This is a genomic window from Klebsiella sp. C360 (assembly GCF_048822415.1).
In the GTDB taxonomy this organism is placed as follows: domain Bacteria; phylum Pseudomonadota; class Gammaproteobacteria; order Enterobacterales; family Enterobacteriaceae; genus Klebsiella; species Klebsiella quasipneumoniae.
Genome location: NZ_JBMEZZ010000016.1, coordinates 25,994 through 51,983, shown reverse-complemented (window position 1 = coordinate 51,983; position 25,990 = coordinate 25,994). Strand labels below are relative to the sequence as shown.

Annotated in this window: 23 protein-coding genes; 11 read left to right on the top strand and 12 right to left on the bottom strand. The window is 56.3% G+C overall.

Going from position 1 to position 25,990, the window contains the following annotated elements; genetic code table 11:
• Nucleotides 1-56: 56 nt before the first annotated feature.
• Both dnaN and dnaA read right to left on the bottom strand, forming a co-directional pair.
• A complete protein-coding gene (gene dnaN, locus ACOI7D_RS25165) occupies nucleotides 57-1,157 on the bottom strand; it encodes a DNA polymerase III subunit beta (RefSeq protein WP_004145090.1) in 1,101 nt (366 codons plus the stop codon).
• Between the two features lie 4 nt (nucleotides 1,158-1,161).
• Nucleotides 1,162-2,565: a chromosomal replication initiator protein DnaA gene (gene dnaA / locus ACOI7D_RS25160; RefSeq protein ID WP_017899658.1), complete on the bottom strand. Its 1,404-nt coding sequence runs from the start codon at nucleotides 2,563-2,565 to the stop codon at nucleotides 1,162-1,164.
• A 621-nt stretch (nucleotides 2,566-3,186) separates the two neighbouring features.
• On the opposite strand from dnaA, the gene rpmH reads away from it, so the two are divergent.
• From rpmH to ACOI7D_RS25110, 10 genes are all read left to right on the top strand, one after another.
• On the top strand, nucleotides 3,187-3,327 hold the full coding sequence (rpmH, locus tag ACOI7D_RS25155) for a 50S ribosomal protein L34 (RefSeq protein ID WP_000831330.1): 141 nt from the start codon (nucleotides 3,187-3,189) through the stop codon (nucleotides 3,325-3,327).
• A gap of 15 nt (nucleotides 3,328-3,342) precedes the next feature.
• Nucleotides 3,343-3,702, top strand: coding sequence for a ribonuclease P protein component (gene rnpA / locus ACOI7D_RS25150; protein ID WP_004151535.1), 360 nt, complete (start codon nucleotides 3,343-3,345; stop codon nucleotides 3,700-3,702).
• Entirely contained in the window at nucleotides 3,666-3,923 is a 258-nt protein-coding gene (gene yidD, locus ACOI7D_RS25145; RefSeq protein ID WP_004151536.1) for a membrane protein insertion efficiency factor YidD, read from the top strand. The genes rnpA and yidD overlap by 37 nt, the downstream gene beginning before the upstream one ends.
• 2 nt (nucleotides 3,924-3,925) lie before the next feature.
• Nucleotides 3,926-5,572, top strand: a complete 1,647-nt coding sequence (gene yidC, locus ACOI7D_RS25140; RefSeq protein WP_023291460.1) for a membrane protein insertase YidC — start codon at nucleotides 3,926-3,928, stop codon at nucleotides 5,570-5,572.
• 122 nt (nucleotides 5,573-5,694) lie between these two features.
• Nucleotides 5,695-7,059, top strand: coding sequence for a tRNA uridine-5-carboxymethylaminomethyl(34) synthesis GTPase MnmE (gene mnmE / locus ACOI7D_RS25135; protein WP_109546791.1), 1,365 nt, complete (start codon nucleotides 5,695-5,697; stop codon nucleotides 7,057-7,059).
• A gap of 118 nt (nucleotides 7,060-7,177) precedes the next feature.
• Entirely contained in the window at nucleotides 7,178-7,597 is a 420-nt protein-coding gene (locus ACOI7D_RS25130; protein WP_023291462.1) for a GNAT family N-acetyltransferase, read from the top strand.
• Between the two features lie 99 nt (nucleotides 7,598-7,696).
• On the top strand, nucleotides 7,697-8,881 hold the full coding sequence (locus tag ACOI7D_RS25125; RefSeq protein WP_050534289.1) for an MFS transporter: 1,185 nt from the start codon (nucleotides 7,697-7,699) through the stop codon (nucleotides 8,879-8,881).
• Nucleotides 8,850-9,809, top strand: coding sequence for an HTH-type transcriptional regulator YidZ (yidZ, locus tag ACOI7D_RS25120; protein ID WP_004202291.1), 960 nt, complete (start codon nucleotides 8,850-8,852; stop codon nucleotides 9,807-9,809). Before ACOI7D_RS25125 ends, yidZ begins: the two co-directional genes overlap by 32 nt.
• A gap of 310 nt (nucleotides 9,810-10,119) precedes the next feature.
• Nucleotides 10,120-10,695, top strand: coding sequence for a 4'-phosphopantetheinyl transferase family protein (locus ACOI7D_RS25115; RefSeq protein WP_072140520.1), 576 nt, complete (start codon nucleotides 10,120-10,122; stop codon nucleotides 10,693-10,695).
• A 36-nt stretch (nucleotides 10,696-10,731) separates the two neighbouring features.
• Nucleotides 10,732-11,298, top strand: coding sequence for an NADPH-dependent FMN reductase (locus ACOI7D_RS25110; protein WP_023291465.1), 567 nt, complete (start codon nucleotides 10,732-10,734; stop codon nucleotides 11,296-11,298).
• A 45-nt stretch (nucleotides 11,299-11,343) separates the two neighbouring features.
• On the opposite strand, the gene ACOI7D_RS25105 is transcribed toward ACOI7D_RS25110, so the two are convergent.
• Complete coding sequence (locus ACOI7D_RS25105) at nucleotides 11,344-12,681, bottom strand: NCS2 family permease (protein ID WP_023291466.1); 1,338 nt, start codon at nucleotides 12,679-12,681, stop codon at nucleotides 11,344-11,346.
• Between the two features lie 169 nt (nucleotides 12,682-12,850).
• Between ACOI7D_RS25105 and yieH the strand changes: the two genes are divergently transcribed.
• Nucleotides 12,851-13,516: a 6-phosphogluconate phosphatase gene (yieH, locus tag ACOI7D_RS25100; protein WP_023291467.1), complete on the top strand. Its 666-nt coding sequence runs from the start codon at nucleotides 12,851-12,853 to the stop codon at nucleotides 13,514-13,516.
• Between the two features lie 163 nt (nucleotides 13,517-13,679).
• On the opposite strand, the gene ACOI7D_RS25095 is transcribed toward yieH, so the two are convergent.
• The 9 genes from ACOI7D_RS25095 to glmU all read right to left on the bottom strand — a co-directional run bounded on the left by ACOI7D_RS25095 (nucleotide 13,680) and on the right by glmU (nucleotide 25,331).
• Entirely contained in the window at nucleotides 13,680-14,846 is a 1,167-nt protein-coding gene (locus ACOI7D_RS25095; protein ID WP_109546790.1) for an esterase, read from the bottom strand.
• A 38-nt stretch (nucleotides 14,847-14,884) separates the two neighbouring features.
• On the bottom strand, nucleotides 14,885-16,516 hold the full coding sequence (locus ACOI7D_RS25090; RefSeq protein WP_109546789.1) for a carbohydrate porin: 1,632 nt from the start codon (nucleotides 16,514-16,516) through the stop codon (nucleotides 14,885-14,887).
• 476 nt (nucleotides 16,517-16,992) lie between these two features.
• The gene (phoU, locus tag ACOI7D_RS25085; RefSeq protein WP_004145007.1) at nucleotides 16,993-17,718 is read right to left on the bottom strand and encodes a phosphate signaling complex protein PhoU; all 726 of its coding nucleotides are present in this window, start codon (nucleotides 17,716-17,718) and stop codon (nucleotides 16,993-16,995) included.
• 50 nt (nucleotides 17,719-17,768) lie between these two features.
• Nucleotides 17,769-18,542, bottom strand: a complete 774-nt coding sequence (gene pstB, locus ACOI7D_RS25080; protein ID WP_004145006.1) for a phosphate ABC transporter ATP-binding protein PstB — start codon at nucleotides 18,540-18,542, stop codon at nucleotides 17,769-17,771.
• Between the two features lie 45 nt (nucleotides 18,543-18,587).
• Nucleotides 18,588-19,478: a phosphate ABC transporter permease PstA gene (gene pstA, locus ACOI7D_RS25075; protein WP_023291470.1), complete on the bottom strand. Its 891-nt coding sequence runs from the start codon at nucleotides 19,476-19,478 to the stop codon at nucleotides 18,588-18,590.
• Nucleotides 19,478-20,437, bottom strand: a complete 960-nt coding sequence (pstC, locus tag ACOI7D_RS25070) for a phosphate ABC transporter permease PstC (RefSeq protein ID WP_004145004.1) — start codon at nucleotides 20,435-20,437, stop codon at nucleotides 19,478-19,480. Before pstC ends, pstA begins: the two co-directional genes overlap by 1 nt.
• 127 nt (nucleotides 20,438-20,564) lie before the next feature.
• Entirely contained in the window at nucleotides 20,565-21,605 is a 1,041-nt protein-coding gene (gene pstS / locus ACOI7D_RS25065) for a phosphate ABC transporter substrate-binding protein PstS (protein ID WP_023291471.1), read from the bottom strand.
• A 339-nt stretch (nucleotides 21,606-21,944) separates the two neighbouring features.
• On the bottom strand, nucleotides 21,945-23,774 hold the full coding sequence (gene glmS / locus ACOI7D_RS25060) for a glutamine--fructose-6-phosphate transaminase (isomerizing) (RefSeq protein WP_023291472.1): 1,830 nt from the start codon (nucleotides 23,772-23,774) through the stop codon (nucleotides 21,945-21,947).
• A gap of 186 nt (nucleotides 23,775-23,960) precedes the next feature.
• A complete protein-coding gene (glmU, locus tag ACOI7D_RS25055; protein ID WP_109546788.1) occupies nucleotides 23,961-25,331 on the bottom strand; it encodes a bifunctional UDP-N-acetylglucosamine diphosphorylase/glucosamine-1-phosphate N-acetyltransferase GlmU in 1,371 nt (456 codons plus the stop codon).
• Nucleotides 25,332-25,990: the final 659 nt, after the last annotated feature.

Sequence of the window (25,990 nt, the reverse complement as noted above, 5' to 3'; positions counted from 1 at the left end):
GCATTTCGAGCTCTGCCGGAAGACGAAATGGCAAGTAAACCAGCCCCTTTACGATTCTACAGCCGCATTGGCATAACGACATAGGCTGCGGATTGAGAAGCCGCATCCTCAATCTGCACGCTCGACACCGAATCCGTCAGCAGAATGCGCACATTCTCGCACTTCAGCGCGTTCAGCACATCCAGCACGTAGCTAACGTTGAAGCCAATCTCCATCTCCGTGCCGGCGTAGGTCACGTCCAGAATCTCTTCCGCTTCTTCCTGCTCCGGGTTATTGGCGGTGATTTTCAGCTGATTTTCGCTAACGTACAGCCGCACGCCGCGGAATTTCTCATTGGAGAGAATCGCCGCGCGGGCAAAAGCCTGCTTCAGAATATCGCAGCCCGCTTCGAGGTGTTTATCCGGATTTTTCGGCAATACGCGGCGATAATCCGGGAAACGGCCATCAACCAGCTTCGAAGTGAAGATAAAATCGCCGACATGGGCGCGGATATTATTGCTGCCGATCTGCACGCGCAGCGGCGTATCACCGCCGTCGAGCATCCGCATCAGCTCAATCACCCCTTTACGCGGCACGATCACCGAATGGTTCGGCAGCGACGCTTCCAGCGGCATCGAACAGACCGCCAGACGGTGGCCGTCGGTTGCGACGGTGCGCAGTTCGCTGCCTTCGGTTTCGAACAGCATACCGTTTAAGTAGTAACGAACATCCTGGTGCGCCATCGAGAACTGGGTCGCTTCGATCAGACGCTTCATGGTCGCCTGCGGCAGGGTAAATTCCACCTCGCTCTGCCAGTCGTCAAGATTCGGGAAGTCGGCAGCGGGCAGGGTCGACAGCGAGAAGCGGCTGCGGCCGGAACGCACCAGCATGCGATCGCCTTCCAGCTGCACCGCGATCTCCGCGCCTTCCGGCAGGCCGCGGCAGATATCAAAGAATTTACGCGCCGGAACGGTGGTGGCGCCCGCTTCGTGCGGCTGAACCAGCGCCACGCGCGCCACCATCTCCATTTCAAGATCGGTACCGGTCAGCGACAGCGCGCCGTCCGCGACCTGAAGCAGCAGGTTACCGAGAATGGGCAGCGTCGGACGACCACCTAACGGACCGCTCACCTGTTGCAGCGGTTTTAATAAATGTTCACGTTCTACGGTAAATTTCATAGCGTCACGAGGATAATGTTCTGATTAAATTGGAAAAATCTTCTTTAATGTCGTGGCTTTCTTCACGCAGCTGCTCAATCTTGCGGCAGGCGTGCAGCACGGTGGTATGGTCGCGGCCGCCAAACGCATCGCCGATTTCCGGCAGGCTGTGGTTGGTCAGCTCTTTGGCCAGCGCCATCGCCATCTGGCGAGGACGCGCCACCGAACGGGAGCGGCGTTTGGACAGCAGGTCCGCTACCTTAATCTTGTAGTACTCCGCCACCGTCTTTTGAATATTGTCGATGGTGACCAGTTTTTCCTGCAGCGCCAGCAGATCGCGCAGCGCTTCGCGCACGAAATCGATAGTGATCGCCCGGCCGGTGAAATTGGCGTTGGCGATAACGCGGTTCAGCGCCCCCTCCAGTTCACGCACGTTTGAGCGCAGGCGCTTGGCAATAAAGAACGCCACTTCGCCCGGCAGGCGGATGTCGTTCTCATCGGCTTTTTTCATCAGGATCGCGACGCGGGTTTCCAGCTCCGGCGGCTCGATCGCCACCGTCAGCCCCCAGCCGAAGCGGGATTTCAGACGATCTTCAACGCCGTTGATCTCTTTGGGATAACGATCCGAAGTCAAAATGATCTGCTGATTACCTTCCAGCAAGGCATTGAAGGTGTGGAAAAACTCTTCCTGGGATCGCTCTTTATTAGCGAAGAACTGAATGTCATCGATCAGCAGGGCGTCAACGGATCGGTAGTAGCGCTTAAACTCTTCGATGGCGTTGTTCTGCAGCGCTTTAACCATGTCCTGAACGAAACGCTCCGAGTGCATATAGACCACTTTGGCGTTCGGTTTACGCGCCACGATACCGTTCCCCACCGCGTGCAGCAGGTGGGTTTTACCCAGGCCCGTTCCGCCGTAGAGGAACAGGGGGTTATAGGCGCCGCCCGGGTTATCCGCCACCTGACGCGCCGCCGCGCGGGCCAGCTGGTTAGATTTACCTTCGACGAAGTTATCAAACGTGTGTTTCACGTTAACGTTAGAACGGTAGGTCGGCTCCGCCGGCGCCGGGACATTATCCCAGCCAGGGCGCACGATCGTCGGCGCCACGCGCGCGGTCTGCACCTGCGCCGCCGGGATAGTCGCTGCGGCCGGGCTTACCGCCCCTTTCTGCAGCGAGCTGGCGGGCTTAGCTCCCACCTCAAAACGCAGCTGCGGGGCGTCCGCACCGCAAAAATCATTGAGGAGTCCATTGATATTATTGAGGTATTTGTCCCTTACCCAGTCGAGCACAAAACGGTTTGGCGCATACAGTGCCAGCGTGTTATCGCTCAGTTCCGCCTGCAATGGGCGGATCCACATGCTGAATTCTGTGGCTGGTAACTCATCCTGCAATCGGGCAAGACACTGCTGCCAAAGCGAAAGTGACACGGCGGACTCCACTCGAACATAAAATCGATATCAAAGAAAAACTGAAACAATCGTGATTGTTGGCACACGTCGACAAGACCCTGCATTAGCCGAAAAGCCCCTGCACAAAAGGGGTGACGTGCGAACCGCTATCTGCGGTTATTTCCCGCTGCGGATCCGGGGATCGCGATCGGGACCGGGGATCATAGCCTAAACTGAGAAAGAGATCTTGTGTTTCTCAACAGATTCTTCCCGATTTATCCACAGGAAGGATCGAAACCGGGTAAGTGTAATCGATCCTGGGAAGAGTGAAGCACGATTTCCGCCGCATATTGGAAAAATTAATGAGCTATGCCGCTTTTGGGCGGAAACGATCTAACAAAGATCCTTCAGGATCCTTGCGCTTTACTGGCCAGGCCGTATAATCCCCCACCCGGCGCGTAATGCCCGTTTTCGTCACGCGTCTCAGCTTATTTTTTGTGCGACGAGGTGCGAGAAATAAGGAAAGAGAATTGACTCCGGAGTGTACAATTATTACAATCCGGCCTCTTTAATCACCCACGCTGAGGCGTAAGTCGTTCGAAGTTCGTTCGGGTCTACGCAAAAGTCAGTGAATTTATTCAAGTTTAGGTAGAAATCGCCATGAAACGCACTTTTCAACCGTCTGTACTGAAGCGCAACCGTTCTCACGGCTTCCGTGCTCGTATGGCTACTAAAAATGGTCGTCAGGTTCTGGCACGTCGTCGTGCTAAAGGCCGCGCTCGTCTGACCGTTTCCAAGTAATAAAGCTAACCCTGCGTGGTTAAGCTCGCATTTCCCAGGGAGTTACGCTTGTTAACTCCCAGTCATTTCACTTTCGTCTTCCAGCAGCCACAACGGGCTGGCACGCCGCAAATCACCATCCTCGGCCGCCTGAATTCGCTGGGGCATCCCCGCATCGGTCTCACCGTCGCCAAGAAAAACGTGAAACGCGCACATGAACGCAATCGGATTAAACGTCTGACGCGTGAAAGTTTTCGTTTGCGTCAACATGAACTCCCGCCAATGGATTTCGTGGTGGTGGCGAAAAGAGGGGTTGCCGACCTCGATAACCGTGCTCTCTCGGAAGCGTTGGAAAAATTATGGCGCCGCCATTGTCGCCTGGCTCGCGGGTCCTGATCGGCCTGATTCGAGTTTATCAGCGCCTGATTAGTCCGCTACTCGGGCCGCATTGCCGTTTCACCCCAACCTGTTCTCAATACGGAATTGAGGCCTTACGCAGGTTTGGAGTGATAAAAGGCAGTTGGTTGACGATGAAACGCGTATTAAAATGCCACCCTTTACACCCTGGTGGTGACGATCCCGTCCCGCCTGGACCATTTGATACCAGAGAACACTAACGATGGATTCGCAACGCAATCTTCTTATCATCGCTTTGTTGTTCGTGTCTTTCATGATCTGGCAAGCCTGGGAGCAGGACAAAAATCCGCAACCCCAGCAGCAGACCACGCAGACTACGACCACAGCAGCGGGTAGCGCCGCCGACCAGGGCGTACCGGCCAGTGGCCAGGGGAAACTGATTACGGTTAAAACTGATGTGCTTGATCTGACCATCAACACCCGCGGTGGTGATGTTGAGCAAGCGCTGCTTCCGGCTTACCCGAAAGCGCTGAAATCGACTGAACCGTTCCAGTTACTGGAAACTACGCCACAGTTTATCTACCAGGCGCAGAGCGGCTTAACCGGTCGTGACGGCCCGGATAACCCGGCTAACGGCCCGCGTCCGCTGTATAACGCTGATAAAGATGCGTATGTACTGGCTGATGGCCAGAACGAAATCGTTATTCCGCTGACCTATACCGACAAAGCCGGCAACGTCTTCACCAAGACCTTCACCCTGAAACGCGGTGATTATGCGGTGAACGTGGGTTATAGCGTGCAGAACGCCAGCGAGAAACCGCTGGAAGTCTCGACCTTCGGTCAGCTGAAGCAGACCGCCGCGCTGCCGTCCAGTCGCGATACGCAGACCGGCGGCCTGTCCACGATGCATACTTTCCGTGGCGCAGCGTTCTCCACCGCGGATTCGAAATACGAAAAATACAAATTCGATACCATCCTGGACAATGAAAACCTGAACGTCAGCACCAAAAACGGTTGGGTTGCCATGCTGCAGCAGTACTTCACCACCGCGTGGGTGCCGCAGAATAACGGGACGAATAACTTCTACACCGCCAACCTCGGCAACGGCATTGTCGCTATCGGCTATAAATCTCAGCCGGTACTGGTGCAGCCTGGTCAAACCGACAAACTGCAGAGCACGCTGTGGGTCGGCCCGGCGATTCAGGACAAAATGGCTGCCGTCGCGCCGCACCTGGATCTGACCGTCGACTACGGCTGGCTGTGGTTCATCTCCCAACCGCTGTTCAAGCTGCTGAAATTCATCCACGGCTTCCTCGGCAACTGGGGCTTCTCGATTATCGTCATCACCTTTATCGTTCGTGGCATCATGTACCCGCTGACCAAAGCGCAGTACACCTCCATGGCGAAGATGCGTATGCTGCAGCCGAAAATTCAGGCCATGCGCGAGCGTCTGGGCGACGATAAACAACGTCAAAGCCAGGAGATGATGGCGCTGTATAAAGCGGAAAAAGTGAACCCGCTGGGCGGCTGCTTCCCGCTGATTATCCAGATGCCGATCTTCCTTGCGCTGTACTACATGCTGAGCGCCTCGGTAGAACTGCGTCATGCGCCGTTTATCCTGTGGATCCACGATCTGTCTGCGCAAGACCCGTACTACATCCTGCCGATCATCATGGGCGCGACGATGTTCTTCATCCAGAAGATGTCGCCGACCACCGTGACCGACCCGATGCAGCAGAAGATCATGACCTTTATGCCGGTCATCTTCACGGTGTTCTTCCTGTGGTTCCCGTCTGGCCTGGTGGTGTACTACATCGTCAGCAACCTGGTGACCATTATCCAGCAGCAGCTGATTTACCGTGGTCTGGAGAAGCGTGGCCTGCATAGCCGCGAGAAGAAGAAATCCTGATACTCTTCATTCTTCAAGCCAACGCATCTGCGACCTGGATAATTTAGAGTAGTTACGGTAACGTTAATGCCAGAGAAGGCGGTCAATGGACCGCCTTTTTTACATCTACATAGAGAGTCACCATGAGCCATAACGACACTATCGTCGCCCAGGCAACCCCACCGGGACGCGGGGGTGTGGGCATCCTGCGTATCTCCGGCCTCAAAGCGCGCGACGTCGCGCAGGCGGTACTCGGCAAGCTGCCGAAGCCGCGCTATGCCGACTACCTGCCGTTCAACGACGTTGACGGTACGCCGCTGGATCAGGGGATTGCGCTGTGGTTCCCCGGGCCGAACTCCTTTACCGGGGAAGATGTGCTTGAGCTGCAGGGCCACGGCGGCCCGGTCATTCTCGACCTGCTGCTCAAACGTATTCTGACCCTGCCGGACCTGCGCATCGCCAGACCGGGCGAATTCTCCGAGCGCGCGTTCCTTAACGACAAGCTCGACCTGGCGCAGGCAGAGGCCATCGCCGATCTTATCGACGCCAGCTCAGAACAGGCGGCGCGCTCGGCGCTGAACTCGCTGCAGGGGGCGTTCTCCGCGCGGGTGAACCACCTTGTGGAAGCGCTCACTCACCTGCGCATCTACGTGGAAGCGGCGATTGATTTTCCGGATGAAGAAATTGATTTCCTCTCCGACGGCAAAATTGAAGCCCAGCTGAACGAGGTGATGGTCGACCTCGACGCCGTCCGCGCCGAAGCCCGTCAGGGCAGTCTGCTGCGCGAAGGGATGAAAGTGGTGATCGCCGGGCGGCCAAATGCCGGTAAATCAAGCCTGCTGAACGCCCTGGCGGGCCGCGAAGCGGCGATCGTCACCGACATTGCGGGCACCACCCGCGATGTGCTGCGCGAGCATATCCATATCGACGGCATGCCCCTGCATATCATTGATACCGCGGGACTGCGCGACGCCAATGACGAAGTGGAGCGTATCGGCATCGAGCGCGCCTGGCAGGAGATTGCGCAGGCTGACCGGGTGCTGTTTATGGTCGATGGCACCACCACCAGCGCCGTTGACCCGGCGGAGATCTGGCCAGATTTTATCGAGCGTCTGCCCGCTAAACTGCCGATTACCGTGGTGCGCAATAAAGCCGATGTTACCGGCGAAGCGCTGGGTATCAGCGAAGTAAATGGCCACTCACTGATCCGCCTGTCGGCACGCACCGGCGAAGGCGTCGAGGTGCTGCGTAATCACCTCAAGCAGAGCATGGGCTTCGATACCAATATGGAAGGCGGCTTCCTCGCCCGCCGTCGCCATCTGCAGGCGCTGGAAGAGGCGGCGAACCATCTGCAGCAGGGCAAAGCCCAGCTGCTGGGCGCCTGGGCCGGCGAGCTGCTGGCGGAAGAGCTGCGTCTCGCGCAGCAGGCGCTGAGCGAGATCACCGGGGAGTTCACCTCCGACGACCTGCTGGGCCGCATCTTCTCCAGCTTCTGTATCGGCAAATAACGTTTAGTCCGTAAACGTTCACTCACCCGCATTAGCGCCGCGTTAATGCGGGTTTTTTCTTGCCCTTTGCGGCGCAACGTTCTCTACTTTTATCTCCCCCTAACCACGAGACTAAAGCATGACCGTTGAATATACCGTGATCGAGAAGGTGCCCTCCGCCGAAGCGTTTTGCCACCTGCGGGTGGTAGCGGGCATGTCGCCGCGCCCCGTAGAAGGCGCCAGAGCCGGGCTGCCGCAAAGCTGTTATGGCGTACATATCCTCTGGCAGGAGACGCCGATCGCCATGGGGCGCATCGTCGGCGACGGCGCGATTAATTTCGACATTGTCGACGTCGCCGTCGATCCGGCTCACCAGGGGAAGGGCCTTGGCCGGCTGGTGATGGAGAAACTGGTCGCCTGGCTGGATGCGAACGCCTTTGACGGCGCCTACGTTACGCTGGTGGCGGATGTTCCGGAGCTGTACGCGAAGTTTGGCTTCGAAAGCGTTCGGCCGGAAAGCGAAGGGATGGCCCGCGTCTGGCGACGCCGGGGCCGCTAGTTCGCGTTTCCTGCCAGGAAAATAGCGTTGTCCAAATGGCAACTCGTCTTGCGGAGCGTATCTCACTATGCTGAACGCCATTCACATCGCGAGGATCTCATGACACGCTTTCTTCTCTGCAGCTTTGCCCTGGTTCTGCTCTATCCCTCCGGCATCGATATGTATCTCGTCGGCCTGCCGCGTATTGCTCAGGATCTGGGAGCCAGCGAGGCGCAATTACATATCGCCTTCTCGGTCTATCTGGCCGGAATGGCCTCCGCGATGCTGTTTGCTGGCCGTATCGCCGACCGCTCGGGGCGCAAGCCTGTCGCCATTGTGGGCGCGGCGATCTTTGTTATCGCCTCCCTGCTCTGCGCGCAGGCGCACACCAGCAGCCACTTCCTTACCGGACGCTTTATCCAGGGGATCGGCGCCGGCTGCTGCTACGTGGTGGCTTTCGCTATTCTACGCGATACGCTGGACGACCGTCGGCGGGCCAAAGTGCTGTCGTTGCTCAACGGCATTACCTGCATCATCCCCGTTCTGGCGCCGGTGCTCGGCCACCTGATCATGCTGAAATTCCCGTGGCAGAGTCTGTTCTACACCATGATCGGCATGGGGGTAACGGTGGGTTTACTGGCGGTATTTATCCTGCGCGAGACGCGTCCGACGGCGCCTCCGCAGACGGCTATGCCGCAGCATGGCGCGGACGAATCGCTGTTGAATCGCTTTTTCCTCAGCCGCATTCTCATCACCACCCTCAGCGTAACGGCGATCCTCACCTACGTGAACGTCTCGCCGGTACTGATGATGGAGGAGATGGGGTTCGATCGCGGCACCTATTCCATGACGATGGCGCTGATGGCGATGGTCAGCATGGCGGTCTCCTTCTCGACGCCGTTCGCCCTGTCGCTGTTTAAACCGCGCACCCTGATGATAACCTCGCAGCTGCTGTTTCTGGCGGCTGGCGTGGCGCTGAGCATCGCCACCCACCAGGCCGTCACCCTGGTCGGGCTGGGCATGATTTGCGCCGGCTTCTCCGTCGGCTTCGGCGTCGCGATGAGCCAGGCCCTGGGGCCATTCACGCTGCGCGCCGGTGTCGCCAGCTCGGTCCTCGGCATCGCGCAGGTGTGCGGTTCGTCGCTGTGGATATGGCTCGCCGCTATCATCGGACTCAGCGCAATGAATATGCTGATCGGGATACTCATTGCCTGTAGCATAGTGAGTCTTGTTCTGCTACTGGTCGCCACCCCGCCGCGGGTTGCGCAACACGATGAAGAAGCCGCTTTCGAGTCTCGATCTTAATTTACTCCTCTGCCTGCAGCTCCTGACCCAGGAGCTCAGCGTTACCCGTACGGCGAAGCGGATGAACGTTTCGCCCTCGGCGGTGAGCAAGTCGCTGGCCAAACTGCGCGCCTGGTTTGACGATCCGCTGTTTGTCAAAACGCCGCTGGGCCTGGCGCCCACGCCGCTGGTCAGCAGCATGGAGCAGGATCTGGCGGACTGGATGCAGATGGGCAACCAGATCCTCGATAAACCGCACCACACCATGCCGAGCGGCCTCAAGTTCGAGCTGGCGGCGGAAACGCCGCTGCTGATGATCCTGTTTAACACCCTCTCCCAGCGCATCTATCAGCGCTATCCGCAGGCATTGATTCGTTTGCGCAACTGGGACTACGACTCCCTGGACGCCATCATTCGCGGCGAGGTGGATATCGGCTTCTGCGGGCGCGAAAGCCATCCGCAGTCGCGAGAGCTGCTAAGCCTGCTGCCGTGGTATATCGATTTTGATGTGCTGTTCACCGACCTGCCGCAGGTCTGGCTGCGCGCCGATCATCCGGCGCTCAGGGAGGAGTGGGATCTGGCGGCATTCTTACGCTATCCGCATATCACCATCTGCTGGGAACAACGCGATACCTGGGCGCTGGACGACGTGCTGCAGGAGCTGGGGCATAAACGTAACGTGGCGCTGACCGTGCCGGGGTTTGAGCAATCCCTCTTTATGGCGGCCCAGCCGCAGCACACCATGCTGGCCACCGCGCCGCGCTACTGCCAGCACTATAATCAGCAGCACCAGCTACCGCTGGTCTCCCGACCGCTGCCGCTGGAGCCGCAGCATCTGGAAAAGCTTCGCGTCCCCTTCACCTTGCTATGGCATAAACGCAACAGCTACAACCCGAAGCTTGTCTGGCTTAGAGATACGTTGAAAGCGCTCTATTCCGGTACGCTGTAAGCTTTGTTTCGTGTCCGTAGCACCTTATTTGCGCAATAATTTGTAAAATCCAAACAAATTCCCTTTTCAAGGGGGGATTTCGGCATTAAAACCTGTTAATACCAGGCGATAATAGCGCCCGCAGTTTTCATTCAGACCATTACTCACGGAGCGACGTATGGCAACGCATTTTGCACGAGGGATACTCAGTACCGGGGAGCCGCTATCGACACGTTTGTCAGCGGCCTGTCATCAATCCGCACGTCGGCTCCCTGAATACCGGCAAGCCCGCTTTCGCGCTTCGCGGTCGCTGCTCGCCGAACTGCTGTTTATGCTTTACGGCATCGGCGAGCTGCCTGAAATCGTTAACGAAGCCAATGGCCGACCGGTTTTTAGCGATCGTCACCTTCCCCGCTTCTCTATCTCTTATACTGGCAATATCGTTGGCGTAGCGCTGACCACCGAAGGGGATTGTGGCCTCGATATGGAGCTTCAGCGCACTGTCCGCAGCCACGACGCCGACCGGCAAAATTTCAGTAACAATGAGAATCTGTGGGTTAACATTCAGCATGACCCGGACGAAGCGCGCAGCCAACTGGTGGCGCTGCGCCGCAGCGTGCTGAAGCTGACCGGTGAGACATCAACGCAGCTGCAGCTGCTGCCTGGCTCCGGCCGCCTGCGTACCGCCGGCAGCCTGCCGATCGAAGCCGTCTGTGACGCCGAATCGCTGCTGGTGTGGTCGATTGCCGCTACCCCGAATATCGGCCCGCTGAAGGTCTGGGAGTATGATGCTAAGGGAGGCGACTGGCACAGCCTGGCGGACGCTCAGCGCCGCGCACGCGAACCCTCAGCCCGCCTGATGCGCTTTACCAGTCTGCCCACGGAAAAAACCTTATCCCTCAATTGACCGGTCTTGCCGGCATCATGATCCAAAGGAGCAATCATGTCAGATACCTTGAAAGTGGTTACGTTACTCGGCAGCCTGCGTAAAGGGTCGTTTAATGGAATGGTCGCGCGTACCCTGCCCGGCATCGCGCCGGCGGGCATGCACATCTCCGCGCTGCCGTCGATCGGCGATATTCCGCTGTACGATGCTGATATTCAGGAGGAAGAGGGATTCCCGCAGAGCGTGCAGGAGATTGCGCAGCAGATCCGCGAGGCGGATGGCGTGGTGATTGTCACCCCCGAGTATAACTATTCCGTGCCTGGCGGCCTGAAAAACGCCATCGACTGGCTTTCACGCCTGCCCGAGCAGCCGCTGTCCGGCAAGCCGGTGCTGATTCAAACCAGCTCAATGGGCGCCATCGGCGGCGCGCGCTGCCAGTATCATCTGCGGCAGATTCTGGTGTTCCTCGATGCGATGGTGATGAATAAACCGGAATTTATGGGCGGCGTGATCCAGAACAAAGTGGATCCGCAGTCGGGTGAAGTGGTCGATCAGAGCACCCTCGACCATCTGCGCGGCCAGCTGACTGCCTTTGGCGACTATATTCAGCGGGTTAAAGCATAAAAAAAGCCCGGCAGCGATGCCGGGCTTTTTCATCATACGTGCGGATTAATGTGCATCGATAAAGACAATCTTCAGCACGAACAGCAGCGAGACGATAATGACGCAAGGGCTGAGGTCGCGCAGACGGCCGGTGCCAATTTTCATCACGCAGTAGGAGATAAAGCCCAGGGCAATGCCTTCGGTGATCGAGAAGCTAAACGGCATCATCACCGCGGTGATAAACGCCGGTACCGCTTCCGTCAGGTCATCCCACTTCACGCGCGCCAGGCTTGAGGTCATCAGCACGCCGACGTAAATCAGCGCGCCAGCGGCCGCATAGGCCGGAACCATCCCCGCCAGCGGAGAGAGGAAGATAACCAGCAGGAACAGGATACCGACGACCACGGCGGTCAGGCCGGTGCGCCCGCCCACGGAAACGCCGGAGGAGGATTCGATATACGCTGTTACCGACGAGGTGCCGATGAAGGAGCCTGCCACCGACGAGACGCTATCGACAAACAGCGCCTGCTTCATGCGCGGGAATTTACCGTTGGCGTCCGCCAGACCCGCTTTATCCGTCACGCCGATCAGCGTCCCGGAGGAGTCAAACAGGTTGACCAGCATAAAGGAGAAGATCACCCCGGCCAGGCCCAGATTCAGGGAGCCCGCCAGATCGACATGACCGATCACCGAAGTCACGCTCGGCGGCGCCGAGACGATTCCGGTGTAGTGTACATCACCCAGCATCCAGCCCAGCAGGGTGGTCACCACGATAGAGACCAGAACCGCGGCATGAATGTTGCGCGACGCCAGAATCGCGATGATAAAGAAACCCAGCACGCCCAGCAGCACGCTGTGGGAGGTCAGATGACCAATGCTGACCAGCGTTTCCGGGTTTGCGACGATAACCCCGGCGTTCTTCAGGCCCATCATACCGATAAACAGACCGATACCGCTGGTGATGCCCACGCGCAGGCTCAGCGGAATATTGGCGATCATCCAGTAGCGTACGCGGAAGATCGTCAGCAGCAGCAGGCCGACGGCGCCCCAGAAAATCGCGCCCATCCCGACCTGCCACGGCAGACCCATCGCCTGCACCACCACAAAGGCGAAAAAGGCATTCAGGCCCATCGCTGGCGCCAGGGCGACCGGCAGGTTCGCGAACAGCCCCATCAGGATACTGCCGAAAGCGGCAATCAGACAGGTGGTCACAAACACGGCGCTGGTATCCATGCCCGCTACGCCAAGAATTTGTGGGTTAACAAAAACGATATACACCATCGTCAGGAACGTGGTGAAACCGGCGATGGCTTCCGTGCGCACCGTGGTGCCGTGCTCGCGCAGTTTAAATACGCGCTCCAGCAGACCCTGGCCAGAAGACTGGCTGGTTTGTTGTTGACTCATTATCGGTTTCCGAACGTAAGGAGGGAAAATTCGACGCTATCCTATACCAAATTACAGCACCAGGCGCGGTTGTATGGTAATTTTTTTCATTTATTTTGCTTATACGGCAACGATTGCGTCGCGGCATTGGACATGACGAAAACGTTAAACTTGTTAATATGGAATGGCTATGACTCAACCAGAAGCAGTATTTTTTGACTGTGACGGCACGCTGGTCGACAGCGAGGTGATTTGCTCCCGCGCCTACGTGCACATGTTCCAGGAATTTGGCATTACGCTGGAGCTGGCAGAGATTTTTAAGCGCTTCAAAGGCGTAAAACTGTACGAAATAATCGACACCATCAACGCCGAGCATGGCGTTAACCTGCAAAAGGCCACTCTGGAGCCGATTTACCGTGCGGAAGTCGCCCGCCTGTTTGATAGCGAACTGGAGGTGATTGCCGGAGCCCAGGCGCTGCTGGATGCGGTAAGCGTCCCGATGTGCGTGGTTTCCAATGGCCCGGTCAGTAAGATGCAACACTCTCTCGGCCGCACCGGCCTGCTGCACCATTTCGCTGACCGGTTGTACAGCGGCTACGATATTCAGCGCTGGAAACCCGATCCGGCGCTGATGTTCCATGCCGCAAAGGCGATGAGCGTTAACGTTGAGAACTGTATTCTGGTTGATGATTCCAGGGCAGGTGCACAATCGGGAATAGCCGCCGGCATGGAGGTGTTCTACTTCTGCGCCGATCCGCACAACCCGCCCATCGATCATCCCAACGTGACGACCTTTACCGATCTGGCTGCGCTGCCGGCATTGTGGAAAGCGCGCGGTTGGGATATCACTCGCTAGCCCCCGGCGTCGCCCAACCGGGCGACGGTTGGCAGGTAGCGCTATGATCTAGCCCAGAACAGGACGGCTGGCGACCGGCTATCTCTTCATCATCTTCGGACACAATTACTTTCATCTTGTCTTTCTTCACTCGCGGAAAGCGGGGGCTAAACGCCCCCACCGGCTATTTAAACAGTTTTTGCACAAGCTCCGCGTAGGCCGGGCGCCAGACGTCCATTTCATGGTTCAGGCCGGGATAGGCGTGATAGTCAAAGTTGATCTTCTGTTTTTCCAGCTCGCTTTTCAGACCCGCGATATCTTTGCCGGTCACGGAATCTTTTTCCCCGACGACCACGGTAAAGTTACGCAGCTGTTGATTGATCGCCTCAGGATGTTTCAGTTGCGCTGCCACACCGGCATTCGGCACCGTGGTGGTCGTGACGCCGCTAAACGTGGCGAGCCAGCCAAAGCTTTCCAGATGATTCATCCCGGAAACCAGCGCCTGATACCCGCCCTGAGAGAGGCCAGCCAGCGCCCGACCGTCGGCATCTTTACGCACGTTAAACCGGGCATCGATCAGCGGAATGATGTCCTGCATCAGCTCCTTATCCGCCGCCTGCGCATTCAGCGGATAGAAGGTTTTGCGTCGCTCCTGCGGCGGGAAGTTTTCCGCGATGGCTTCCGGGGTATCGGTTTCGGTATCCGGGACCACCACCAGCATAGGCTTGATCTTGCCCTCCGCCAGCAGGTTATCCATGATTTGCGGAATACGCCCCTGATCGATGGCCGACAGCCCGCTGTCGCCAAAGCCATGATAGAAATAGAGCACCGGCAGCGGCTCGCCGCTGCCGCTATAGTCCGGCGGCGTCCAGACATAGAGCCGCCGTTCCGCATTCAGCGCCTTCGAGTGATAGGTAAGGGTGCGCAGATCGCCGTGCGCGACCGGGCGATCGTCAAGAATACTGCCGGGAACCAGAATCAGGCTGGTGTTCACCTGACGCTGCGGCTTCTGATAGCGGCTGCCGGTATCCACCGAGCGGAAGCCGTCCACATCAAAATAGTATTCATAGAGATTGGGTTTCATTGGCTCGCTTTTCCATGTCCAGACCCCGTGGTCCGCTTTGGTCATGTCGTGCGAGACAAAGGTGTCCGGCGTGGCGCCTGTCACCACCGAAACCCGCCGGGCATCAGGGGCAAACAGGCGGTAAGTGATACTCTTATCCGCGTTAACCTGAGTGATAAAGTGGCTCACCGGCAGGGAGGGCTCGGGCACCGCTGGCAACGGTGCCGCCTGAATGGTGAACGCCGCGCCCGCCAGCGCGAGGGCGAAATAAATGGCATGTCGTTTCATCGTTATTCCTCTTACGTTGTGTCCGTTCTGTTATCGTCTCACCACCAGATTTCCGCCTGCGCCCCTACGGCAAACTGATCGTTTTTACCGTCTTCAAAAATGTGGGTGGTGTTATTCGCGGCCTTATCCAGGTCGATATCCTTCGCTTTAATATAGGTGGCATAGAAGCGAATTTCCGGGCGCGAGGTCAGCATACTGGTATTAACTTTGAAGGTATGGAACAGCGTGGTCTTATAGCCGGACTCGTTATATTTCTTGCCGGTCACATCTTTGTTTTGCTGCCTGAAGTACCCCAGTTCGACGCCGGTCTGGTTATATTTATTCCAGATATAGGCCGGCCGCAGGACCGTTCGGATGGATTCAAAATCGGAGTGGGCCCCGGTCTCGTAGCTGTAAACGTCGTTGCCAAAGGAGTAAACGATGGCATTCGCCATAATAATGTCATCGCGTAAATAGGTTTCCCCTTGCGAGGTTAAGCGCAAGGCAGTGCCATTGGTATGGTCGCCATAATAGCGGCCGTTAAAGGTGGTATAGGGGCTGGATCCGGCATAGCGCGAGAAGCTGCTGGCAATGGAGTTATTCGCCAGCAACAAAGAAAATTCGTTAAAGCCGCCGTGAGCAAATTTTTGCGTTAACGAGGTGCCGGCCATCCAGGCATCTTTCCATGGATAATAGCCTTCATTGCCCTCTTTATATTTCTCAGAAGAACTTTGGTTGGCGGCGACATAGCGTCCGCTGACCATCAGACTGGCTTTATCCCACAACGGGATCTCTTTGTAACGGATATCGAGGGTATTGGTGTTAATTTGCTGCTTATTGCTTAAAGAACGATCGTAGTCATCCACATCTTCCCGGACCAGCGCAATATCGAATTTCCCGGCGCCTACCTGCCAGTTTTCCAGCCCCACGCCAGCCGCCGCATCGGTTCTCTGCGTTTTCCAGTCCAGCATCTGGATCTCGATTTTTGGCGCACCGTGTTTGCCGACCCAGAAATCGGCTTCCGGGGCAAACGGCAGGAATCCTTTGGTGTTGACGTACATATCCGAGAACTGGATGTAGTTTTCGCCGCCGGCATTGTCACCAAACCAGCCAGTGGAATACTGCTGGCCAACGTTCCCGTCGAGCATCACGATGGCGTCGACGCGTTTATCGCCTTCCTGAAACACCCGCTGCTTCAGCTGCAGATCGAACCAGCCGGAATATTCATTGCCCAGACGGCCAAGCGAGCCAATGGCCCACGACTTTGGCGAGCCATGCGAGGCGGTTCCCCAGCCCGAGCGGAAGTAGCCGTTATAGCTAAAGCCAATTTCATCTTTGACGAACTTGCTAAAGTCTTTCAGCGTCATCGCGCTGTAGGCTGGCGCGCCGTCTGTGGCAGGTTGTTGATTTTTGACCAGTACCGCATCCGGTTTCACTGCTGCTTTCGGTCCTGCCGCCGCCGCGACGGTGCGCTTCTGGCTCTCTGCAGGCGAAGACCATGTGGCCCAAATCTGGTCTCTTTTTCTCTCCTGGTCCTGATATTTTTTGAGCTCTTTTTGCGTATCGCTAAGCGCTTTTTCCAGCAACTCAAGCCGTTGCTCTACCGTCAACTGGCTCGCGAACAGCGTGGTTGAATAACAAAGCGGCGCCAGCAATACCATCGCCGAAGCGATCCTGGTTTTTCTAAACATAATATTCCCTTATATAAGTGTTGGCATAAATAAATACGACAGCGACAAGCATCGCGCGGGTTCTAATAGCTGTATCCATACCGCTTAAGGGCGCGAGGGCTGTTATTTTTGCAGTGAGAAAAAAGCAAAAAAACCCGAAGAAGACGATCTGCCTAAACAGATAATCCTCTTCAGGTTTTGCCCGCGCATCGCGGTAGCAACCCTTATTAAGTCATTCTTAGCGCGCATAAAAAAACCTGATATCGCCGCCGTGGGGGGGGCAATATCAGGTTTTGCCTGCTGTCGCAGTAACAATCCGTTTAAAACATTCTGAGCTTGCGCGCTCAGTCAGTGGATACTGATTGTTACGCGATAAAATGAAGAACTCAAACGGGCAGCCTGTTAATTGTGACGATAATCGCAGCAATATCGCTGCCGCTGGAGGAAGCATATCTAATTCTGATAAATCCATTTATCAGAATTAGACAAAATGATTATTACTCTTTCGGATCTTTTCCGGCGAGCAGTTTATCCAGTTCATCGCCGCCCACATGACGGAAATCCTGGCCTTTGACGAAGTAGAAAATATATTCGCAAATATTCTGGCAGCGGTCGCCGATACGTTCGATGGAGCGCGCGCAGAACAGCGCCGTCAGAACGCTGGGGATAGTGCGCGAGTCTTCCATCATGTAGGTCATCAGCTGACGCACGATGCCTTCATACTCCTGGTCGACTTTCTTGTCTTCGCGATAGATACGTACCGCCTCGTCGAGATCCATACGCGCGAAGGCATCCAGCACGTCATGCAGCATCTGCACCGTATGGCGGCCCAGCGATTCGAGGCTCACCAGCAGCGGCTGGTGCTGCTGGGAAAACTTCTCCAGCGCGGTACGGCAGATTTTATCCGCCACGTCGCCAATGCGTTCCAGCTCAGCGATGGTCTTGATGATCGCCATCACCAGGCGCAGGTCGCTGGCGGTCGGCTGGCGCTTGGCGATGATGCGCACGCAGGCTTCATCGATCGCCACTTCCATCATGTTGACCTGCTTGTCGCCGTCAATCACGCGTTTCGCCAGATCGCTGTCCTGGTTATGCATGGCGGTGATCGCATCAGAAAGCTGTTGCTCCACCAGCCCACCCATGGTCATCACCTGGGTGCGGATATACTCCAGTTCAGCGTTGAACTGGCCGGAAATATGTTTGTTAAGATTTAGGTTGTCCATGGTGTCTCCTGATTGCCCAACTGGTGAGAGCCTGAAAGCACAAGGGCAAATCAACCGTAGCGGCCAGTAATATAATCTTCAGTTTGTTTCTTCGCGGGCTTGGTGAACAGGTCATCCGTGTTACTGAACTCAATCAGCTCGCCAAGATACATAAATGCCGTATGGTCGGAGCAACGCGCAGCCTGCTGCATGTTGTGAGTCACGATAACGACGGTGTAATCCTGCTTCAGCTCGGTGATCAGCTCCTCGATACGCCCGGTAGAGATCGGGTCCAGCGCTGAGCAAGGTTCATCAAGCAGCAGGACTTCCGGGCGGATCGCGATACCGCGGGCGATGCACAGGCGCTGCTGCTGACCGCCGGAGAGAGAATACCCGCTCTGGTGCAGTTTATCTTTGGTTTCATTCCATAATGCGGCTTTGGTCAACGCCCACTGCACGCGCTCATCCATATCGGCACGGGACAGCTTTTCAAACAGGCGCACGCCGAAAGCGATGTTGTCGTAAATGGACATCGGGAACGGCGTTGGCTTCTGGAATACCATGCCAACCTTGGCACGCAGCAGGGCGATATCCTGGGTGTTGGTCAGAATGTTGTCGCCATCCAGCAGGATCTCGCCTTCCGCGCGCTGCTCCGGATACAGTTCAAACATTTTGTTGAACGTACGCAGCAGAGTGGATTTACCACAGCCTGACGGACCGATAAACGCCGTCACCTGGTTTTTGGTGATATCCAGGTTGATGTTCTTCAGGGCATGGAATTTACCGTAGTAGAAGTTCAGGTTGCGAACTGAAATCTTACCCGGGGCTGTATTCACCATACTCATCTCAATCTCTTCCTCATTCAGCGCAGCTGTCGCTGCGCCGCAAAATTAACCGTGTTTCTTCTTGGCGAAGATAACGCGCGCCAGGATGTTCAGCAGCAAGACGCACAGGGTGATAATCAATACCCCGGCCCATGCCAGTTGCTGCCACTCCGCAAACGGACTCATGGCAAATTTGAAAATGGTCACCGGCAGGTTGGCAATCGGCTGCATCATGTCGGTGCTCCAGAACTGGTTGGACAGCGCGGTAAACAGCAGGGGCGCCGTTTCCCCGGCGATACGGGCGATAGCCAGCAGGATCCCGGTCATAATCCCCGAGACGGACGCTTTCAGGGTGATCGCCGAGATCATCTTCCACTTCGGCGTACCCAGCGCATAGGCCGCTTCACGCAGGCTATCCGGCACCAGTTTCAGCATGTTTTCGGTGGTACGAATAACGATAGGCACCTGCAGCAGCGCCAGGGCGATCACCCCCGCCCAGCCGGAGAAGTGCTGCATCTGCGCCACCACGATGGTGTAGACGAACAGACCAACCACGATAGACGGCGCGGAAAGCAGAATATCGTTAATAAAACGGATAATTTCCGCCAGCACCGACTTGCGGCCATACTCCGCCAGATAAATTCCAGCGAGGATACCCAGCGGCGTACCAAAGATAGTTGCCCACAGGATCAGCAGGCCGCTGCCGGCGAGGGCGTTGGCCAGACCGCCGCCCGCGGTATTCGGCGGCGGCGTCATTTCGGTAAACAGCGCCAGGCTCATGCCGTCGAAGCCGCGGGTTATCGTCGCCATCAGGATCCAGATAAGCCAGAACAAACCAAACGCCATGGTGGCCATCGACAGCGCCAGGGCGATACGGTTCTTCATGCGGCGTTTAGCCTGCATCTTGCGGCGAGACTCCGCCAGCTCGGCGGTGCTTTGCATTTCAATGGTCGCCATTAGCGTGCCCCCTCATTCTTCGCGAGGCGCATAATCATAAACTTCGACGCCGCCAGAACGATAAAGGTGATAACGAACAGGATCAGACCCAGTTCCATCAGCGCCGCCACGTGCAGACCGGTTTCGGCTTCGGCGAATTCGTTGGCCAGCGCGGAGGTAATGCTGTTCCCCGGCATATACAGCGATATGCTGTCGAGCTGGTAGGTGTTACCGATGATAAAGGTGACCGCCATGGTTTCACCCAGCGCGCGGCCCAGACCGAGCATCACGCCGCCGATCACCCCGTTCTTGGTGAACGGTAATACGATGCGCCAGATCACTTCCCAGGTGGTGCAGCCGATGCCATAGGCCGACTCTTTCATCATCACCGGCGTCTGTTCGAAAACATCACGCATTACCGCGGCGATATAAGGGATGATCATGATGGCCAGAATAACGCCAGCGGCGAGAATACCGATACCAAACGCCGGGCCAGCAAACAGCGCGCCGACGAACGGAATAGTCGACAGGACGTTACCGACAGGCTCCTGGAAGTAAGTCGCAAACAGCGGGGCGAAAATAAACAGGCCCCACATGCCGTACACGATACTCGGGATCGCGGCCAGCAGCTCAATCGCAATGCCCAGCGGACGCTTGAGCCAGGCGGGGGACAGTTCCGTCAGAAACAGCGCGATGCCGAAGCTCACCGGTACGGCGATCAGCAGCGCGATAAAAGAAGTCACCAGGGTCCCGTAAATCGGCACCAGCGCGCCGAAGATTTCGTTGGGCGCATCCCACTCTTTGGTCCACAAAAAGGCAAAGCCAAACTTTTGAATGCTCGGCCAGGAAGAGATGATCAGGGAAACGATGATGCCGCCCAGCATCAATAGCACAATCAGCGCAGCCAGTTTTACCAGCGCACTGAAAATCATGTCACCCTTTTTCCCCGGAGGGGTAAATGCAGGCTTGGTTGCAGCCATAGATTACTCTTTACGTATTAAAGCTTGTTCGAATAAATGCCCGGTGGCGTTCGCTTCCGGGCCTACAGTCTGAACCGTAGGGCGGGCAGCGCTGAACGCCCCCGCCATCTTCGTCAAAAATCTACTGTTAGTACAGCGCTTTACCGCTGCTGTCTTTGACGTTGGTTTTCCATGCCGCACGAACCTGCTCAACCACGCTTTCCGGCAGCGATGCGTAATCCAGCGCATTCGCTTCTTTCCCGCCGTTTTTATACGCCCAGTCGAAGAACTTCAGCACTTCAGCGGTCTGCTCAGGCTTGTTAGTCGCCTTATGCACCAGGATGAAGGTGGTTGAGGTGATCGGCCATGCATTTTCACCCTTCTGGTTAGTCAGGTCCTGAGCGAAAGACTTGCTCCAGTCAACGCCTTTTGCGGCGTTAGCGAAGTTGTCTTCAGTCGGGCTAACCGGTTTGCCATCGGCAGAGACCAGTTTGGTGTACGCCAGATTGTTTTGTTTGGCGTAAGCGTATTCGACGTAACCAATCGAGCCCGGCAGACGCTGAACAAAGGCGGCGATACCGTCGTTGCCTTTACCGCCAAGACCGGTTGGCCAGTTAACGGTAGAGCCTGCGCCGATTTTCGATTTCCACTCTTCATTCACTTTGGACAGGTAGCTGGTGAAGACGAAGGAGGTACCGGAACCATCGGCGCGGCGAACCACGGCGATATTCTGCGACGGCAGCTTCAGACCCGGGTTGAGTTTAGCGATCGCTTCGTCATCCCATTTTTTAATTTTACCCAGATAGATATCGCCGAGGGTTTTGCCATCCAGCACCAGCTCGCCGGATTTCACGCCAGGCAGGTTAACCGCCAGCACCACGCCGCCGATCACGGTCGGGAACTGGAACAGACCTTCCTGGGTCAGTTTGTCATCAGCCAGCGGAGCATCAGAAGCACCGAAATCAACGGTGTTGGCAATAATCTGCTTAACGCCACCAGAGGAACCAATACCCTGGTAGTTCACTTTATTGCCGGTTTCTTTCTGATAGGTGTCAGCCCATTTGGCATACACCGGCGCAGGAAAAGTTGCACCTGCGCCAGTCAGGCTTGCTGCTGCGAAAGCAGAGAAAGCGCTCATCGATAAGGTCGCGGCGACAACTGTTGCGACGGTGGTACGCATAACGTTCATAATGTCTCCTGCTGGGATTCGTAAATCATTGTTTCGAGGCTATGGTGAGCAAAATAGGTCAAAGAGGTGACAGTAAAATGTACGAATTATGACAGTTTTATGACAGGCCGGGCGAAGGGATTTTTCGTCAAATAATACGCTTATAACTCAAATGGTTATCTGCAAGCATGACCATACAATGACGGAATAATTTTCTTTTTATGACAGCCAAATCGCAGTGCAAAACGATCGTTTGTCGTCTATCGCCATCCCACATATTGCGCACAAGATCGGCGAAAAACAGCAGGTGAAAATAAAAAAGGGCCACCGCCGGCAGCCCTTTGCAAAAGAGGTAATACGTTACTCAACCGTGACCGATTTCGCCAGGTTACGCGGCTGATCAACGTCTGTGCCTTTGATCAGCGCAACGTGATAAGCCAGCAGCTGCAGCGGCACGGTGTAGAAGATGGGGGCGATGGTCTCTTCGACATGCGGCATCTCAATGATGTGCATATTGTCGCTGCCGTTGAAGCCGGCGTCACCGTCGGCGAAGACGTACAGTTCACCGCCGCGGGCGCGAACTTCTTCGATGTTGGATTTCAGTTTTTCCAGCAGCTCGTTGTTCGGCGCCACCACGATCACCGGCATTTCCGCATCAATCAGCGCCAGCGGGCCGTGTTTCAGCTCGCCCGCCGCGTAGGCTTCCGCGTGAATGTAGGAGATCTCTTTCAGCTTCAGCGCCCCTTCCATGGCTATCGGATACTGATCGCCGCGGCCGAGGAACAGCGCATGGTGCTTATCAGAGAAACGCTCTGCCAGCTGCTCAATACGCTTGTCCTGAGAGAGCATCTGCTCGATACGACTCGGCAGCGCCTGCAGGCCGTGGACGATATCATGCTCAATGGACGCATCCTGACCTTTCAATCGCGCCAGTTTCGCCACCAGCATCAGCAGCACCGTCAGCTGAGTGGTAAAGGCCTTGGTCGAGGCCACGCCAATTTCCGTTCCGGCTTTGGTCATCAGCGCCAGATCGGATTCGCGCACCAGCGACGAGCCCGGCACGTTGCAGATGGCCAGCGAGCCGAGATAGCCCAGCTCTTTCGACAATCGCAGCGCCGCCAGCGTATCGGCAGTTTCACCGGACTGGGAAAGGGTGATCATCAGGCTGTTACGACGCACCGCGGACTTGCGATAGCGGAATTCGGAGGCGATTTCCACATCGCACGGCACGCCGGCTAACGCTTCAAACCAGTAGCGGGAGACCATCCCGGAGTTATAGGAGGTCCCGCAGGCAACAATCTGAATATGTTCGACCTGAGCCAGCATTTCATTGGCGTTCGGCCCCAGCTCGCTGAGATCGACTTCGCCGTGGCTGATACGCCCGGTCAGGGTGTTCTTAATCGCGTTCGGCTGTTCGAAAATCTCTTTCTGCATATAGTGGCGATAGATACCTTTATCGCCGGCGTCATACTGCAGATTGGATTCGATCTCCTGGCGCTTCACTTGCGCAGCGGATTTATCGAAAATCACCACCGAGCGACGAGTCACTTCCGCAATATCGCCCTCTTCGAGGAAGATGAAGCGGCGGGTAACCGGCAGCAGCGCCAGCTGGTCGGAGGCGATAAAGTTTTCACCCATGCCCAGACCGATAACCAGTGGGCTACCGGAGCGGGCCGCCAGCAGAGTTCCCGGGTCGCGGGTATCCATGATGACGGTGCCGTAGGCGCCGCGCAGCTGCGGGATGGCGCGCAGCACGGCTTCACGCAAGGTACCACCTTGTTCCAGCTCCCAGTGCACCAGATGGGCGATAACTTCGGTATCGGTCTCAGTGACGAAGACATAGCCGCGAGACTGCAGCAGTGCGCGCAGCGGCTCGTGGTTTTCGATGATCCCGTTATGGACCACCACAATGTGTTCAGAAACATGCGGATGCGCATTGCTCTCAGACGGTTCGCCGTGCGTCGCCCAACGAGTATGGGCGATCCCGGTACCACCGTGTAACGGTTGCTCTTCGACCGCCTGAGCCAGCATCTGTACCTTACCCAGGCGACGCACGCGGGTCATATGACCTTCGCTGTCGACTACCGCCAGACCGGCAGAGTCATAGCCACGGTATTCCAGACGACGTAAACCTTCGAGAAGGATTTCAGCAATATCACGCTGCGCGACTGCGCCAACAATTCCACACATAGTTAAATTTCCTGATAATGGCGATATGCCATGCGTTGTCGCTGACCTGTATTTGCCCGTTTTCCGGGCGCCCCGAGCCTTGTAGAGAGTGGGGTTATTGTTATGGTACTGCCTGCGGACGGGGATCTATATTGACCCTCTCATCCTGGTTCGCCGGGCGTTTTTCACCCCCGGCGACAATCCTGTTTATTTTTTCTTCACCGGACGCTGCCAGCCCTGTTTGTGGACCTGCGGTACGCGGCTCAACACCAGTTCGTTATCGGCGATATTGCGTGTGACGGTGGTGCCGGCGGCGATCGTGACGCCGTTGCCTACCGTGACCGGGGCCACCAGCTGGGTATCCGAGCCGACAAAGACATCATCGCCAATAATCGTTTTATGTTTATTCGCGCCATCATAGTTGCAGGTGATGGTGCCCGCGCCGATATTGACGTTATCACCGATCTCCGCATCGCCCAGATAGGTCAGATGACCCGCCTTGGAGCCTTTGCCAAGACGCGCCTTTTTCATTTCCACGAAGTTGCCAACGTGGGCGCCTTCCAGCAGTTCGGCGCCCGGGCGCAGACGAGCAAATGGGCCGATGGTGCAGGCCGCCTGCAGCTGGGCATCTTCCACCACGCTGTAGGGGCTGATTTCGCAATCATCGCCGATAGTGCTGTTTTTAATCACGCAGCCGGCGCCGATTTTCACGCGATCGCCCAGCACGACGCAGCCTTGCAGAATAACGTTAGTATCGATCTCCACATCGCGCCCGTGCTGCAGCGTACCGCGCAGATCGAAACGCGCCGGATCGCGCAACATCACCCCCGCCAGCAGCAGCTTTTCCGCTTGCTCAGCCTGGTAGACGCGCTCCAGGCGCGCAAGCTGCAGGCGATTGTTGACGCCTTCGACTTCGCTCAGGCGCTGGGGATGCACGGCAACGATCTCGTGACCTTCCTGATGCGCCATGGCGATGACATCGGTGATGTAGTATTCGCCCTGGGCGTTGTTATTGGTGAGCTTCGCCAGCCAGCGCTTGAGATCTGCTCCGCCGGCGATCAGGATCCCGGTGTTAATTTCCTGAATCTGGCGCTGCGCCTCGCTGGCATCTTTGTGCTCAACGATGCCTGTCACCTGGCCATTCTCACGGGTAATGCGGCCATAGCCGGTTGGATCATCCAGCTTCACCGTCAGCAGACCAATCCCGCCCAGCGGTTTCGCGGCGCGCAGGCGCTGTAGCGTCTCGACGGAGATCAGCGGCACGTCGCCGTAGAGCATCAGGATGTCTTCATCATCATTGAAGAACGGCGCCGCCTGCTGCATGGCGTGCCCGGTTCCTAGCTGCTCGGCCTGCAGCACCCAGTTCAGGTTGTCTTCATGCAGCGTCTGACGCAGCAGATCGCCGCCGTGGCCGTACACCAGGTGTACCGCACATGCGCCTAAATCGTTAGCGGCATCAATGACATGCTGCACCATTGGCTTCCCGGCCAGGGTATGCAGCACCTTAGGAAGATCGGAATACATGCGGGTCCCTTTGCCTGCGGCAAGGATAACCACGCTCATCGCACTATTTGACATACTCATCCTGACGGTAGTTAGAACGAAAAGTAAAAGCCTTTCACGTTGAAATTTCTACATATTTTTCATCATAAAACGAGACGTGGAGAAAACGTCCAGGCTCACGGCTATACACCATTTTATGACGCTATTTTTAACCACTGCAAATCAGTTTAACGCTGAAAAAGGAGGGTAGGGAGGATAATCATTGACTATCTCACTGCTTTTGCTGTTTTTTCGTCACCTGAATAAAGCCGCTGCGGAAAGCGGTTTTCAGCACCCATAGCGGGAAGAACCAGGATAATCGTCGCCAGTCGCTGGCGGGGGGAGGGCGGCAAAGTGATTGATGTAGTGATTAAAAACGAAAGGCCACCGTCAGGTGACCTTCTTTGCCCGGTTTCACATCGCCAGTGTTGTCGTTTTGATGGGCGATACGTCGTGTCAGCGGGGGAGATAGCGCGGAGCTTAGAAGCTCAGGACGCTAAATTTAGCGATGATTTTATGGAACAGTTTCATGATGAATTCCTGACGCAGGTGCAATTTGATAACGCTATTTTATGTGACACACATCACATAAAACAGAGTCTACGCTTCATCATTTAACTAATCAATAACAATTAAGGGTGAATTCTGTTTTCACTTCATCCGCTCGTCAGCAGCTGGCCATAAAAAAAGCCAGC

Bases quoted from the DNA above. Each gene is read 5' to 3' on its own strand.
- dnaN (WP_004145090.1), bottom strand. From the start codon at position 1,157: ATGAAATTTACCGTAGAACGTGAACATTTATTAAAACCGCTGCAACAG.
- ACOI7D_RS25105 (WP_023291466.1), bottom strand. From the start codon at position 12,681: ATGAGTCAACAACAAACCAGCCAGTCTTCTGGCCAGGGTCTGCTGGAG.
- pstC (WP_004145004.1), bottom strand. From the start codon at position 20,437: ATGGCTGCAACCAAGCCTGCATTTACCCCTCCGGGGAAAAAGGGTGAC.
- ACOI7D_RS25090 (WP_109546789.1), bottom strand. From the start codon at position 16,516: ATGTTTAGAAAAACCAGGATCGCTTCGGCGATGGTATTGCTGGCGCCG.
- ACOI7D_RS25095 (WP_109546790.1), bottom strand. From the start codon at position 14,846: ATGAAACGACATGCCATTTATTTCGCCCTCGCGCTGGCGGGCGCGGCG.
- yidZ (WP_004202291.1), top strand. From the start codon at position 8,850: ATGAAGAAGCCGCTTTCGAGTCTCGATCTTAATTTACTCCTCTGCCTG.
- phoU (WP_004145007.1), bottom strand. From the start codon at position 17,718: ATGGACAACCTAAATCTTAACAAACATATTTCCGGCCAGTTCAACGCT.
- pstA (WP_023291470.1), bottom strand. From the start codon at position 19,478: ATGGCGACCATTGAAATGCAAAGCACCGCCGAGCTGGCGGAGTCTCGC.
- glmU (WP_109546788.1), bottom strand. From the start codon at position 25,331: ATGTCAAATAGTGCGATGAGCGTGGTTATCCTTGCCGCAGGCAAAGGG.
- yidD (WP_004151536.1), top strand. From the start codon at position 3,666: ATGGCGCCGCCATTGTCGCCTGGCTCGCGGGTCCTGATCGGCCTGATT.
- pstB (WP_004145006.1), bottom strand. From the start codon at position 18,542: ATGAGTATGGTGAATACAGCCCCGGGTAAGATTTCAGTTCGCAACCTG.
- mnmE (WP_109546791.1), top strand. From the start codon at position 5,695: ATGAGCCATAACGACACTATCGTCGCCCAGGCAACCCCACCGGGACGC.
- pstS (WP_023291471.1), bottom strand. From the start codon at position 21,605: ATGAACGTTATGCGTACCACCGTCGCAACAGTTGTCGCCGCGACCTTA.
- ACOI7D_RS25130 (WP_023291462.1), top strand. From the start codon at position 7,178: ATGACCGTTGAATATACCGTGATCGAGAAGGTGCCCTCCGCCGAAGCG.
- yieH (WP_023291467.1), top strand. From the start codon at position 12,851: ATGACTCAACCAGAAGCAGTATTTTTTGACTGTGACGGCACGCTGGTC.
- ACOI7D_RS25115 (WP_072140520.1), top strand. From the start codon at position 10,120: ATGCTTTACGGCATCGGCGAGCTGCCTGAAATCGTTAACGAAGCCAAT.
- rpmH (WP_000831330.1), top strand. From the start codon at position 3,187: ATGAAACGCACTTTTCAACCGTCTGTACTGAAGCGCAACCGTTCTCAC.
- glmS (WP_023291472.1), bottom strand. From the start codon at position 23,774: ATGTGTGGAATTGTTGGCGCAGTCGCGCAGCGTGATATTGCTGAAATC.
- ACOI7D_RS25125 (WP_050534289.1), top strand. From the start codon at position 7,697: ATGACACGCTTTCTTCTCTGCAGCTTTGCCCTGGTTCTGCTCTATCCC.
- ACOI7D_RS25110 (WP_023291465.1), top strand. From the start codon at position 10,732: ATGTCAGATACCTTGAAAGTGGTTACGTTACTCGGCAGCCTGCGTAAA.
- yidC (WP_023291460.1), top strand. From the start codon at position 3,926: ATGGATTCGCAACGCAATCTTCTTATCATCGCTTTGTTGTTCGTGTCT.